This window comes from Nocardioides luti (assembly GCF_014212315.1).
GTDB classification, from domain to species: domain Bacteria; phylum Actinomycetota; class Actinomycetes; order Propionibacteriales; family Nocardioidaceae; genus Nocardioides; species Nocardioides luti.
Window position 1 is genome coordinate 2,427,384 of the sequence record NZ_JACKXE010000001.1, and the last position, 13,643, is coordinate 2,441,026.

Consider the following 13,643-nt stretch of genomic DNA (forward strand, 5'->3'; position numbering starts at 1 on the left):
CCTCCTCTCGGGGGGGTCGGGCGGTGCGGGGCGCGGTCAGGGGTCGGCGGGCGTGGGGGGTGCGCGGGGAGCCGTGGTGGATCGGACGGGCCGGGGCGGGTCGGGGTTCCCCGGCGCGGGGTGCGCCGCGTCACCATCCTCCCGGAGCACCCCCAGCAGCACCGCCAGCCGGGCCCGGCCGCGCGAGCAGCGGGACTTCACGGTGCCGACGGCGCAGTCCAGCATCTCGGCCACCTCGGCGACCGGGTAGCCCTCCATGTCGACCAGGACCAGCGCCGCCCGCTGCTCGTCGGGCAGGGTGGCCAGGGCGTCCAGGACTGCCCGTCGCCGCTCGTCGCGCACGCTGAGGTCGGCGGGGTCCTGCTCGGCCTCGGTGGCGGAGGCGAGCGAGCCGCGGTTGCCGTACTCCTCGAGGTCGTCGGGGAGGGTCTCGGTACGGCGTACCTTCGCCGCGCGCAGCCGGTCCAGGCACGCGTTGACGACGACCCGGTGCAGCCACGTGGTGACGGCGGCCTCGCCGCGGAAGGAGCCGGCCCGGCGGTAGGCCGCGATCAGGCCGTCCTGCAGCCCGTCGGCGGCGTCCTCCGGGTTGCCCATCGTGCGGACCGCGACCGCCCAGAGCCGGTCGCGGTGCCGGCCGAAGAGGACGCCGAACGCGTCGGGGTCGCCGTCGACGTGGGCGCGCAGCAGCTCCTGGTCGGTCGGCTGGTCGGCGAGCGGGTCGGTCGGCTGGTCGGGGGTCATCGCGCGGTCATCCCCGGACCGCGACCTCGGCGATCTCGCCGCGGTAGCGGCCCTCGACCGTCGGGAGGGAGGTGAGCCAGACGGTGACGTACCGCCCCGTCACGGGCTCGTCCAGGGTGATCCGCCCGCGCGGCTTGACGCTGCCCCGGGCCGCGGGGGTGAGGCCGCGGACCCCGGTGGGCACGGTGTCGGTGACGTAGACGGACACGCCGGTCGCCGCGCCGACGGTGGTGAGGTCGACCGAGGACACGGAGGTGCTCTCGCCGAGGTCGAGGACCAGCCCGACGCCGGTCTTGAGGCCGCCGGGGCCGAAGTTCTGGTCGTAGGTCATCGTCCGCCAGGCCGTCGACGGGTTCCCGTCGAGCGCGAGCGGCACGAGGTCCGGGTTCTCGTCCGGCGGGTCGCCCTGCGGGTCGAAGTCCTGCGCGCTCACGCCGGTGATGACGGCCGGCAGGGTCGCCTCCGCCGAGGGGCTGGACGCGCTCGGCCGGCTGCTGTCGGGCTCGGCGCCGAGCGGGGTCTTGCCGCGGCCGAGGTTGTAGGCGACGACCACGGCGACGAGCAGCAGCAGCCCGGCGGCGATGGCGCCGGCCAGTCGCAGCCAGCTGCGGCCAGGCACCTCGTCGTCGTCGTCCTCGTCGCTGATCGGGGTCACGCCGGTGCCGGTCGAGGAGCTGGACTCCCAGGGCCAGAAGTCGCCGGTGCTCGTCGTCACCGCGCCGGGGCGGGGGGTGCGCACGGGCCGGCCGTCCGCAGGGTCGGGGGCGAAGAGGGGTCGCTCGGGAGGCGGCTCGAACGGCGGGGGCGGGGGCGCCTTCTCGGTGCGGGCGGTCAGCCAGGAGACGTCGTCGTTCTCGTCGTCGAAGATCGGCAGCCCCGCCTGCGTCGGCTGCTCGACCGGGACGTCGCGTGGTTGCCCGGCGTCCGGGTCGGTCCGCGCCTCGCGGTTGTCGGGGCCGTCAGGGGAGGGGTCGGCGTCTCCGGGACCCGCCGGGGGCACCGGGACCGCGACCAGGGTCGGCTCGGACGCGGCCGAGGGCGGGGGCGTCGTCGGGGCCGGCGACGCTGGTGGCTCGGGGGAGGACTCGGCTGACTCGGCGATGGGCTCGGGGGTCGAGTCGGCAGGGACTGCCGGCGGCGCCAGCCGGACCACGGTGGGCTCCGGAGGGGGAGCGGGCGCCGGCGCGGGCGTCGGGGCGGCGTCCTCGGGGGTGGCGTCGGGTGCGGGCGGCACCTCGGCGGCCGCGTCCCCGCTCGGCGCGGGACGGTCGGGGAGGGGGGCGAAGGCCACGGTCTCCGGCTGGCGGTGGACGGGGGCGCTGGCGGCCTCCGCCTCGGCCATGCCGGTCGTGTCGCCCACGAAGTCGCGCAGGTAGTCGCCGATCCCGCGCGCGGTGCTCAGGTCGTGGGCGGAGCGCAGGCTGCCGTGGGAGGGGTAGGGGTTCACGACTTCGTCGCAGAGCGCGTCGAGCGGGCGCGGGATCCCGGCCCGGACCTGGCGCGGCCGCAGCACCCGGCCGTGCTCCTGGGGGGCGGGAGTGACGTCGGAGGGCGAGGCGCCGGGCCAGCGACCGGTCAGGGCGGCGTACAGCAGCCCGCCCAGGTCGCTGACGTCGGTGCTCGGGCGGCCGGCGGGCAGCCCGCGGAGGGCGGCGTCGACGGAGAAGCCGATCACCCGGATCGCGCCGTTGCGGTCGACGAGCACGTTCTCGGGGACGAGCCGCCCGTGGGCGACGCCCGCGTCGTGCGCCACCGCGATCGACGCCGCGACCTCGGAGACCAGCCAGGCGGCCCGGCGGGCGCCGAGCGGCCCCTCGTCGACCAGCATGATGTCGAGGGAGCGGCCCGAGCCCCACTCGTTGACCACGAAGCAGAGCCCGTCGACCTGGTCGGCGTCCAGGACGCGCAGCAGCCGGCGGTCCAGGATCGTCGCGGAGCGGCGGGCGGCCTCGAGCAGCCCGGGCGCGCGCTCGTCGTCCGCACCGATCACGTGCAGGGCGACGTGCCGCTCCAGGACCCCGTCGTGGGCCCGCCAGAAGCGGCCGCCCTCGCTCTCGGTGAGGAGGTCCACCAGGCGGTAGCGGTCGGCGAGGACGTCTCCGGGCCGGATGGAGTTCGGCACGCCTCTCCCCTCTGGATCCGCTGCGGCGTCGGGTCTCGCTGGTGGTCGGACGGGTGGTCGGACTACGCCGCCATCGTAGGGCGCGCGGGCCTCGTCCTCGTGGTCACCGGCGCGCGCGCCGACGAAGGACCGTGTCGAGCACGTCGGTGACCTCGCGCAGCCGCAGCGCCCGGGCCAGGAGGAGGAACAGGGCCACGTCGAGCCCCGTGATCGCGACGCCCTGGGCGAGCGCGACCGGCCACGTCGGCGTGCCGGTGAGGTCGTGCAGGAAGAGCGCCAGGGCGAGGGCCGGCACCGTGGCCCCGACCGTCGCCAGCGCCAGGCGCACGAGGAACCGGACCAGCCGGGGCGTCTCCAGCCCGCCGGTGAGGCGGCGGAGCACGGCGTACGACACGAGCGAGCCGACGGCGTACGACGCGGTGTAGGCGAGCACCAGGGACGGGGAGGTGTGGGCGTCGTCGGTGCTGCGGACCAGCGCCACGGCCACGGCGATGTTGGTCAGCGCGACGGCGCACTGGATGAAGAAGACCGTGCGGGTGTGCTCGAGGGCGTAGAACCCGCGCAGCATCAGGTAGTGGACCGTGAAGAACACCAGCCCGGGCCCGAAGAGGGCCAGCGACGGGACGTAGAGGCCGATGTCGTCGCGCGCGGCCCCGTGGAGGATGACGTTCGCGACGTCGGGGGCCACCAGCGGCAGCAGCGCAGCGAACGGCACGACGACCGCGAGCGCCGTGCGCAGCGCCGAGGTCAGCGATCGGGCCAGCCCGGCGAGGTCGCCGCTCGCGGAGAGCGCCGAGAGCCGCGGCAGGATCGCGGTCGCCAGCGACACGGTGATGATCGAGTGCGGCACCATCATGATGAGGAACGTCGAGGAGTAGACGGTCAGGCCGGTGCCGTCGTCGCCGCCGGCGGTGCCGCCGGAGGCGAGGTTCACGACGACGAAGTACGCCGCCTGGTTGACCACCACGAAGAGCACGGTCCAGATCCCGAGCCGGAACGTGTGGCCGAGCCCGGTGCCGCGGAAGTCGAAGCGCGGGCGGTAGGTGAAGCCGGCCTTCTTGAGGTACGGCACCAGGATCATCAGCTGGGCCACGATGCCGAGCGTCGAGCCGAGGCCCAGGAGCAGCTCCTGGTGGGCGGTGAACGCCGACCGCAGCTGCGAGTCCGGGACCGGACCGAACGCGACGAGGTAGACGACCAGCACCGCCACCGAGATCACGTTGTTGGCGATCGGCGCCCACATCATCGGCCCGAAGCGGCGGCGTGAGTTCAGGATCTGGCCGACCAGCACGAACATGCCGTAGAAGAAGACCTGCGGCAGGCAGTAGCGCGCGAAGTCGACGACCGACTCCCGCTGGGCGGCCAGGGCCGGGGTGTCGTAGTCCGCGTCGAGGTAGAACGAGAGCACCGCCGGCGCCGCGACCACCAGCAGCACGGAGACCGCGCCGAGGAACAGCGCGGCGAGCGTGATCACCCTGTTCGTATAGGCCTCGCCGCCGTCCGCGTCGTCCTTCATCGCCCGGACCAGCTGGGGGACCAGGACGGCGTTGAAGACGCCACCGGCGAGCAGGATGTAGAGCGCGTTGGGGATCGTGTTGGCGACCGTGAAGATGTCGGCGTGCAGCGAGAGGCCCAGGGCCGCGGCCAGCAGGGCCGAGCGCACGAAGCCGCTCAGCCGCGAGACGACCGTGCCGGCCGCCATCACCGCGCTGGAGGCGAGGATCTTGCGGTCCTCGCGCTGCTGGGTCGTCTCGCCCGCCTCGGTGCCGGAGGGCGTCTCGGGGGCGCTCATGCCTGCCGCGCCGCTCGCGCCGCGGCGCGGACCCGGCGGAAGAGCCGGACCAGGATCGCGCCGAAGAGCAGGGCAACGCCGGTGCCGAGGATCACCCAGATCACGCCGCTGACCTGCGCGGAGCGGATCGGGACCTGGTCGCTGCCGCCCAGCGGCGTCCCGTCGACGTCCGTCACCACGAGCGTCACGTTGTGGACGCCGGGGCGCTGGGTCGAGGCGTTGAGGAGCACGGTCGTGCGCGCGCCCGGGCCGATCGGGATCGTCTCGGGCACCCGGATCTCCAGCGGCTGGTCGGACATCGCCTGGATGCTGACGGTCACGGGCTCGTCGAGGCCGTTGACCAGCGTCGCGGCGAAGCGGCCGCTGGCGCTCGACAGGGTGACCTGCCGCGGCGCCTCGATCCGGATCGTCGACATCTGGCTCTCCAGCCAGGTCCGGGCCGCGTCGGCGTCGGCCCGGCTCGCGTCGGGGTGGTCGCGGCCGGCGTACGACGCGGTGCTGTAGGCGCGGTCCGCGACCTCGTCGGCGACGCTGCTGTTCTCGGTGAGGACGTTCTGCAGCGTCTCGCCGGTGCGGATCAGCGAGTCGGTGGCGGCGAAGTTCGCGGCGTCCAGCTCGCGGCGTGCCTCGCGGCGCGGGTAGGTCAGGTCGTCGACGTCGGCCCTGCGACCGTCGCGGGCGCTCGCCGTGGCGACGCTCGTCAGGTGCAGCCAGCTGATGTCGAGCCCCTCGAAGAACCCGTTGGTCCGGGTGGGCGACCAGCGGCCCGGGAAGACCGCCACCAGCGGGCGGGTGCCGGGGGCGAGCACGCGCAGCGCGGCCTCGCTCACGATCCGCTGGCGCAGCGCCACGGGGCTGAGCGGGTCGCCGGGGCCGGGGCCGCCGGCCATCGCGCCCGAGGAGGTCGAGACCAGCGTCCGGCCGTCGACCTTCGCGACCGGGGGCGCCTGGCCGGGGAACATCCGGTCCGTGACCAGCGCGGTCGTGTCCTGGTCGACCAGGTCGAGCGCGTCCGCGTCCAGGTAGCCCGACGGGGGCGCGATCGCGGCGGTCATCGGCAGGTCCCACGGCGTCAGGTCGGTGCCGCTGCGGGTGCGGGCGCTGTCGTAGAGGGACGGGTTGCGCTCGGCCGCGGCGGCGACGTCGAGGTCGCCGTACGGCAGGGCCAGGATCTGGCTCGACTGCAGGCCCTCGTGCAGCCGGTCCAGCCAGGCGGCCGCGGCGTCACCGGCGGCGGCCGTGAGCGGGTCCGGCTCGGCGGCGTCGCCGCTCCCGTCGCCGCTGGCGCCGTCCGACGGCGAGGGGGAGGTGGGGGTGGCGTCGTCGGTGCCGACGCCGGCCTCGCCCTCACCCTCGGGGGGCGGGGTGGCGGCGAACGAGACCGGCGGGTTGCCGTCGACCAGCCGGCGCGCGGCATCCGGCACGCTGGGGTCGATCAGCCAGGTGAGCGGCCGGGACCCGGCCGAGGCGCCGAAGTCCACGAGGTCGCGCAGCTTGCCGTCGGGGGACAGCGCGGTGGTCCAGTCCTCGACGTCCTCGAGGCTGCCGTCGGCAGCGTAGGTGACGTCGCGGCGGATGGGCAGCACCAGCGCGGTGTCGACCTGCTTGCGCGTGGTGGGCACCAGCGGGACGAAGGTCCGGGCCCGGCCGTCCGCCCCGTCGACCCGCCCGTCCGGACCCTCGCCGAGGGCGTGCACGCCGAACCAGTAGACGCCCGGCTCCTGGGCCGGCAGCAGCGCCCGCGGCACCTTGATCGCGAACTGCTTGGTCTGGCCCGGCGCGAGCTCGTCGATCGTGGCGAAGGTGCCCGGGGCGGTGATCCGGTCGCCGACGTAGGCCGTCTCGGGCAGCGCGGCGCTCTCGGCCAGCTCCGCCGACGAGGTCATCGGCGTGGCGGACATGAAGGAGTAGGTGCGCACGTCGCGCCAGGTCTCGGTGTCCTCGTTGGTCACCGACCCGGTGATGCGCACGGGACCCTTGCGGGGGACGTACGACGGCGTCAGCGTGTCGATCGTGACCTGCAGCGGCGACTCGCTCGCGGCGAGCGCACGCCGCGTGGCGCGGGCCGCGTGGGTCGCGTGACGGACCCGGGCGGCGTGGGCGGCGGCCGGCAGCTCCGCGGCCAGGGTGGACTCCTCGCCGGTGCCGGCCAAGGGGTACGCCGTCGCCGGGGCCGCCGTGAGCATCGGCACCGCCGTCGCCACCACCGCCGCGAGGGCAGGCAGCAGCGAGGAGGGGCGAAGCACGCGCCGACTCTATCCGCCGGGCTCACCCCTTCGGGCCGCCACGGCGGCCGAGCGCGAGTGCGGTGCGGGGGCGCCGACCCCACTAGACTCGCCTCCCGTGCCCGACACCCCGCTCCCCCCGCTGCAGATGACCGAGGTCCAACGGTCCGTCGGCGTCGAGCTCGAGCGGATCGCCTCGGTGATCGACGACCTCGGCCGGCGCTTCGCCGACGCCGGCCACGAGCTCGCCCTGGTCGGCGGCCCGGTCCGCGACGCGATGCTCGGGCGCCAGCACAACGACCTCGACTTCACGACCTCCGCGCGCCCCGAGCAGACCGAGAAGCTGCTCGCCGGCTGGGCCGACGCGATCTGGGACATGGGCCGCGCCTTCGGCACCATCGGCAGCCGCAAGGGTCCCTGGCAGGTCGAGATCACGACGTACCGCTCGGAGTCCTACGACCCCACCTCGCGCAAGCCGGACGTGGAGTTCGGCGACACCCTCGAGGGCGACCTCGGGCGGCGCGACTTCACCGTCAACGCGATGGCGGTGCTGGTGCCGGGTCGCGAGCTCGAGGACCCGTACGGCGGCGTCGTCGACCTGGCCCACCGCGTGCTGCGCACCCCGGGGACGCCCGAGGACTCCTTCTCCGACGACCCGCTGCGGATGATGCGGGCCGCGCGGTTCGCCGCCCAGCTCGGCTTCACCGTCGACCCGGGCGTGGTGGCCGCGATGACGGCGATGGCCGACCGGATCGAGATCATCTCGGCCGAGCGGGTGCGCGACGAGCTGGTCAAGCTGATCTGCGCGCCGTACCCCCGCCTGGGCCTCACCCTCCTGGTCGAGACCGGTCTGGCCGAGCGGGTGCTGCCCGAGCTGCCGGCGCTGGCGCTGGAGCGCGACGAGCACCACCGCCACAAGGACGTCTACGAGCACACGCTCACCGTGCTCGAGCAGTCGATCGACCTCGAGTCGCGGCTGCCCGGCGGCGGGCCCGACTTCGTCTCGCGCTTCGCCGCGCTGATGCACGACGTCGGCAAGCCGCGGACCCGGCGCTTCGTGGAGGACGGCACGGTCACCTTCCACCACCACGACGTGGTCGGCGCCAAGATCACCCGCAAGCGGATGAAGGCCCTGCGGTTCTCCAACGACGAGATCGACGCGGTCTCCAAGCTGGTCGAGCTGCACCTGCGCTTCCACGGCTACGGCTCGGGGGAGTGGACCGACTCCGCGGTGCGCCGCTACGTCCGCGACGCCGGCGACGAGCTCGAGCGGCTGCACATGCTGACCCGCGCCGACTGCACCACCCGCAACCAGCGCAAGGCCGACCGGCTCCGCCGGACCTACGACGACCTCGAGGAGCGGATCGCCCGGCTCTCCGAGGAGGAGGAGCTCGCCTCCCTGCGCCCGGGCCTCGACGGCAACCAGATCATGGAGGTCCTGGGCATCGGCCCCGGCCGCGAGGTGGGCCAGGCCTACCAGCACCTCCTCGAGCTGCGGATGGACCGCGGCCCGATGAGCGAGGACGAGGCCCGCGAGGCCCTCCTCGCCTGGGCCGCCACCCGCTGACCGACCCACGGACGCCGAGTCGGCGCATCTGCAGGTCCGGGAGACGCCGAGTCGGCGCATCTGCAGACGCTGGTGCCCACGTGGCGGGAGTCACGGTGCGTTGTTGACACAGATTCAGTACGGTCGGTGGACCCGTCCCCGACCCCGGAGCCTCCCATGACTGCCACGACCAGCCCGATCGAAGCCCTCGAGGAGACCATCGAGGTCGCCGCCCCGCCCGCGACCGTGTGGTCCCTCGTCTCCGACGTCAAGCGGATGGCCAGCTGGAGCCCCCAGGTCGTGCGGACCTTCGTGCGCGGCGGCGGCCCCGTCCATCTCGGCACCCGCACCTTCAACATCAACCACAAGGGCCTGCTGGTGTGGCCCACCCAGGCCAAGGTCGTGCGCTTCGAGCCGGACCGCGAGTTCGCGATCCGGGTCAAGGACAACTACACGATCTGGTCCTTCACCCTCGAGCCCACGGCGACCGGCGGCACCACGATCACCCAGCGCCGCGAGACCCCCGACGGCATCTCCTCGATCTCCCTCAAGCTCACCGACAAGGTCCTCGGCGGCCAGCGCGACTTCAGCGCCGAGCTGCGGCGCGGCATGCGGCAGACGCTCGAGCGGATCAAGGCCGAGGCCGAGCGGGGCTGAGCCCCGCTCGGGGGTAGGGCTGCGCCGCGGGGCGGCGGGCTGGTCCCGCCCGTGGCCGGCTGCTCCTCGGTGGGCTGCGGGGGCCGCGCCCACCCGCCGCGGCGCTTGCTCCCAGGGACCGCCCGCACTGCCTGCTGCGGTGACTGATCTGTTGCGGGGCGGGCGGTGGGGTCGTTTGACGCGCCCACGGCGGGTGGGCGCCGCCCCCGCACCCCGCGTGGAGCGCGTCCGTGGTCGATCACGGATGTGAAGGGGAGGGACTGAGTCCGCTGCGGGGGCTCTGACCCCAGCAGGCTCACCGCCCCGGAAACCCCCACCCACCCGCACCCCTCGGGGACGGGCTCGGGCGCCAGCGGGCCCCGGTGACGGCGGCTCCCCGCACGCGCGGGGAGCCTAAAGGCAAGCCCTCCCCCACCGCCCGCCCCGCAGGGGATCCATCACCGCAGCAGGGTTGCGGGCGGTTCCTGGGCGCAGCCCAGCGACCGCGCGTGCGGGGAGCCGCCGGCGCCGGGGACCGGTGCGACGACTCCCACGCCGCGCAAAGAACTCGCCGACACCGGCGAGGACCCCCGCCCCCCCTCGCAGGGGTGACGGGGGTCCGTCGATCAAGGTGTCCGCGTCAGCGGACGATCCCGAACCCTTCGACGTACGCACGTCCGCGAGTCACGATCAGCTTGATCTGGTGGGTGCCCTTGCCCAGGCGGGTGAAGGCCTTGTGGGCCGTCAGGCGCGGGCGGGTGCGGTTGCCGGCGAAGGAGATGGTGCCGACCTTGCGGCCGTCGATCACGATCTTCGCCGCACCGCCGCCGGTCGCCCGGCCGAACCAGACGTCGACCTGCTGGCCCTGGAACTTCAGGTCCAGCACGTCCTTGCCGCGGCCCGAGCCGAGGTTGTCGCAGTACTGCCCGCCGCGGACCCGGTCGTCCCGGACCGTGCGCCAGCTGCCCTGCTGGGCCACCCGGCGTGCGCCGCAGGCGATCTCGCGCCGCACCAGCACCCGCTTCTTCACCGTGGTGCTCTTGCCCCCGGCGTCGGTGACGGTGAGCGCGACGGTGCGGTAGCCGGCCTTCGCGAAGCGGGTCCGGACCACCTTGCCGGTGGCGTCGACCTTGCTGCCCCCGTCACCGAAGTTCCACCGGTAGACCAGGGACTTGCCGGCGGTCTCGGCGTCGCTGGAGCCGGCACCGGACAGCTTCACGCGCTGCTTGGTGTACGGCGTGCGCGGCTTGAGCTTGGCCTTCGCGACCGGCGCCTGGTTGCCGGGGGCGTCGCCGGACACGGTCACCGTGACGGTGTCGGTGTCGGTCTCGCCCATCGGGTCGGTGACGGTGAGCGTGACGTCGTACGTCCCGTCCTTGGTGAAGGCGTGGGTGACGTCGACGCCCGAGGCGTCCTTGGCCGAGCCGCCGTTGTCGAAGTCCCAGGTGTAGTCCAGGTCGTTCGGCGTCTCGGCGTCGTCGCTGCCGGCCCCGGTGAAGGAGACGGTCTCGCCCTTGCCGGCCTTCTTCGGCGTGGCCCCGGCCTTCGCGGTCGGCGCCGTGTTGGCCGTGCCCGTGACCGGGGTGTAGCCGTAGTCGAAGGTGCCGCAGCCCTGGCCCATGGTGAACTTCACGGCCCCGGTGAGGTCACCGTCGGACGTCTGCGGTCCCACGGCCTCGCCGCTCATCGACTGCACCTGGAAGCCGAGGCAGTCGTACTGGAAGCGCCACGGGTTGGGGACGTCGGCGTACCTGCTGTCCACGGACGTGTTGGCGGGGTCGGTGTAGTTGTCGGTGTGACCCTCGCCGGCGTCGGAGAACGTCGACCGCGCGGGCACCGCGGTGAACGCGGCATCGTTGAGGTCCGGCGTCTCGCTGCCGGGCTCCGGCGTGGCGTCCAACGGCGACTGGGCCGGCGGGTCGTCCGTGCCGGCGTTGCCGTAGCCGTGCGCCTCGTCGGTGTAGGCGAGGTACAGCCCGGACTCCCAGCCGATCGGGTCACGGTCGATCTGGCCGTGGCCGTCGTCGTCGAAGCCGGAACGGTCGCGCATCTCGAGGTAGTAGGCGTGGTCCTGCTCGGACTCGGCCCCGGCCTGGAGGAACTTCCAGCCCTTGGTGCACTGCTGGGCCGTGGTGAGGTCCTCGCGGCAGCCGCCGTTGTAGAAGCGCTCGTCGTTCGGACCGCCGTCGGACTCGAAGTCCGTGTCCAGCACGACCTCCTGGCCCGAGGGCGTCGTGGCCGTCACCTTGAGGTCGTCGATGAACCAGCCCGGCCGGGCCAGGCCCGGGTCCGTGGCGTAGCTGAACCGCAGGGCGCCGTTCGGCTTCCCGGCCAGGTCGCTGATGTCGTAGCTGTCGGCGAGGAAGACCGAGTCCGGGGTGTTGCCCAGCTTGCGGTCGGTGCTCTCGCTGCCGGCCGAGTAGGAGCCGCTGGTGCCGGTGATCCCGTTGTCGTAGGTCTGCTGGCAGGTGTTCTGGTTCGGGTTGCCGGCCAGCGGGTCGGTGTTCGACGTGGTGTAGCCGTTGTCCGACTTGTGCGAGGTGTAGGTCTTGCCGCCGTCAGTGGTGGTCAGGACATAGCCGTAGTCGAAGTCCCACTCGATGTCCCAGTTGGACTTGAACGAGAGGTTGACGGTGCTGCCGGCCGGCAGCGTCGCCAGCTTCGGGATCGACACGTCCAGGTTGTGCCCGCCGTCGGGGGCGCAGCCGAAGTCGTTGCCGGAACCGGACCACCAGGCGTGCGTCTTGCTGGCCTTGTCGCCCGTGTCGAACTTCGCCGGGTCCAGCAGCTGCCGGCCCGGGAGCTTGGCGACGTACATCTCCGAGTTGTGCACGGTGCCGTCGGCGCCGTTGGTGAGGGTGTACGGCGTACCGTCGGGTCGCTGCCACGTGATGGTGCCGGTGTCCTGCTTGGAGTCGGTCCAGTCGGAGACCGTGGTGGTCTGGCCGGGCTGGAGGACCTGCGGGACGACCCAGCCGAGCTCCTGGCGCGAGAAGGCGTCCATGTTCTGCGACTTGTCGGTCGCCATCAGGTTCCAGTCGCCGTAGGTCTCGCGGCTGCCGGTGGAGTAGAAGTCGGGCAGGCCGAGCGAGTGGCCGTACTCGTGCGAGATGACCGAGGCCTTGTCGATCGCGGTCTCGGGGTTCACGTTGTACGGACCGACGCGGACGAACACCTTGAGGGCGTCGCCCTTGTCGGTCGTCGTCATCTCCTTGCGGGAGGTGTCGGTGTACCAGAGCGGGCGACCCTCGAGGTCCTTGAGCTGGTCGTCGGTGGTGTAGCCGGCCAGGCCTGTGTCGGGGTCGGTGTAGTAGTACTCGAGCGACGAGGAGTGCGGCCAGACGTTGTCGTACGGCGCGTCCGTGTAGTCGCACCCGGCCACGGACAGCTGCGAGGAGCCGTTGCCGCCGCAGCCGGCGAAGACGGCCATGAAGAAGTCGACCACGCCGTCCTTGTCGGTGTCGTAGTCGGAGTAGTCGATCTCCGGGTCGGCGATCGCCGCGGCGTCGTAGACCATCTTGCCGGCGGGGCCGCAGCCCGAGTCGATGTTCTGCAGCGCGCCGACGCCGGCGAGCGAGCCGATGATGGCCGAGCCGTTGGCGTCGGAGCCGTAGTAGCCGGTGTTGCCCGGGAGGTTGTAGACCCCGTCGGTGATGCGCTCGGTGTACGCCGGGCCGCCGACCGTGCCGGGGGCGGGGACGCCGCCGGTCTGGGTCAGGCCGGCGCAGGTCTGGCCGGGCTGGATCTGGCTGAACTGGAAGCCCGGCCCGTAGGTGAAGTCCTTGGTCGCGATCCCGGCGGAGGGCACGGTGCCCTCGGGGAAGAGCTGGCCCAGCGACATCTCCTGGTAGAGGTTGAAGGTCGAGCCCTCCTTGGCCGGGTCGTTGATGACCGACTCGAGGGAGTCGCCGTTGTGCCCGGCCTGGTAGGCCCGGTCGCGGTACTGCACCGGGACGACGGGGAACGGCCGGTCGCCGTACCGCGCGGTGTCGTAGGTGTCCGAGGGCGGGATCACCTTGGGGCCGTGGCTGGTGGCGGTCTGCGTCGCACCCGCGACGGTGACGTCGGCGCTGGTGGAGATGTCGCGCCAGACGATCTCGGGGTTCTGGGCGGTGGTGTCGGCGACGCTGTCGAGGACGAGCGTCTTGGTGGCGCCCGGCTCCACGACCGGGACGGTCCAGGCCGCGCCGGTGCCGCCGCCGGTGACGGTGGCCCCCGAGCCGGCGGCCGTGATCGTCGAGCCCTCCGGCGCCGTGACGGTGACGGTCGCGCCGGTGACCGGGAGCGCACTGGTGTTGGTCACGATGATCCGCGACGGGTAGGAGTCGCCGGGCTTCACCCAGCCGACCGAGGACACGAAGCTGTTCTCCACCTCGAGCCCGCCGACCGAGACGGTGCTGACCGCGGGGGCGGACGGGGTCACCCGCTGCGCGGTGGCGGTCCGTGGCGCGGCGGTGGCCTGGGTGACGGGCAGGGTGGCGAACGCGGTGGCGAGGCCGGCGACCAGTGCGGTGGTGACCGCGGCGGTGCGCCGTCGTCGCTGGTGGGACAGGGACATGGGCATCCTCTGGGGCGGGT

Annotated in this window: 7 protein-coding genes; 2 read left to right on the forward strand and 5 right to left on the reverse strand. The window is 73.5% G+C overall.

From position 1 onward, the window contains the following. Positions 1–36: 36 nt before the first annotated feature. From sigM to H5V45_RS11590, 4 genes are all read right to left on the reverse strand, one after another. Positions 37–744 carry an RNA polymerase sigma factor SigM gene (sigM, locus tag H5V45_RS11575; RefSeq protein WP_185253057.1) on the reverse strand — a complete coding sequence of 236 codons (708 nt, stop codon included), beginning with the start codon at positions 742–744 and terminating at the stop codon, positions 37–39. A 7-nt stretch (positions 745–751) separates the two neighbouring features. After that, positions 752–2,866: a protein kinase family protein gene (locus tag H5V45_RS22390; RefSeq protein ID WP_185253058.1), complete on the reverse strand. Its 2,115-nt coding sequence runs from the start codon at positions 2,864–2,866 to the stop codon at positions 752–754. Positions 2,867–2,969: 103 nt separating this feature from the next. Further along, positions 2,970–4,658 (reverse strand): murein biosynthesis integral membrane protein MurJ, encoded by a 1,689-nt coding sequence (gene murJ / locus H5V45_RS11585; protein WP_185253059.1) that lies wholly within the window; start codon positions 4,656–4,658, stop codon positions 2,970–2,972. Further along, positions 4,655–6,904, reverse strand: a complete 2,250-nt coding sequence (locus tag H5V45_RS11590) for a DUF6049 family protein (protein ID WP_185253060.1) — start codon at positions 6,902–6,904, stop codon at positions 4,655–4,657. The genes murJ and H5V45_RS11590 overlap by 4 nt, the downstream gene beginning before the upstream one ends. 127 nt (positions 6,905–7,031) lie before the next feature. Between H5V45_RS11590 and H5V45_RS11595 the strand changes: the two genes are divergently transcribed. After that, the gene (locus H5V45_RS11595; RefSeq protein WP_185254617.1) at positions 7,032–8,450 is read left to right on the forward strand and encodes a CCA tRNA nucleotidyltransferase; all 1,419 of its coding nucleotides are present in this window, start codon (positions 7,032–7,034) and stop codon (positions 8,448–8,450) included. A 156-nt stretch (positions 8,451–8,606) separates the two neighbouring features. Then, positions 8,607–9,086 (forward strand): SRPBCC family protein, encoded by a 480-nt coding sequence (locus tag H5V45_RS11600; protein WP_185253061.1) that lies wholly within the window; start codon positions 8,607–8,609, stop codon positions 9,084–9,086. A gap of 619 nt (positions 9,087–9,705) precedes the next feature. On the opposite strand, the gene H5V45_RS11605 is transcribed toward H5V45_RS11600, so the two are convergent. Next, positions 9,706–13,623 carry a PKD domain-containing protein gene (locus H5V45_RS11605; RefSeq protein WP_185253062.1) on the reverse strand — a complete coding sequence of 1,306 codons (3,918 nt, stop codon included), beginning with the start codon at positions 13,621–13,623 and terminating at the stop codon, positions 9,706–9,708. Positions 13,624–13,643: the final 20 nt, after the last annotated feature.

Excerpts from the sequence above, each read along its gene's own strand:
- sigM (WP_185253057.1), bottom strand. The coding sequence starts at position 744 with ATGACCCCCGACCAGCCGACCGACCCGCTCGCCGACCAGCCGACCGAC.
- murJ (WP_185253059.1), bottom strand. The coding sequence starts at position 4,658 with ATGAGCGCCCCCGAGACGCCCTCCGGCACCGAGGCGGGCGAGACGACC.
- H5V45_RS11595 (WP_185254617.1), top strand. The coding sequence starts at position 7,032 with ATGACCGAGGTCCAACGGTCCGTCGGCGTCGAGCTCGAGCGGATCGCC.
- H5V45_RS11600 (WP_185253061.1), top strand. The coding sequence starts at position 8,607 with ATGACTGCCACGACCAGCCCGATCGAAGCCCTCGAGGAGACCATCGAG.
- H5V45_RS11605 (WP_185253062.1), bottom strand. The coding sequence starts at position 13,623 with ATGTCCCTGTCCCACCAGCGACGACGGCGCACCGCCGCGGTCACCACC.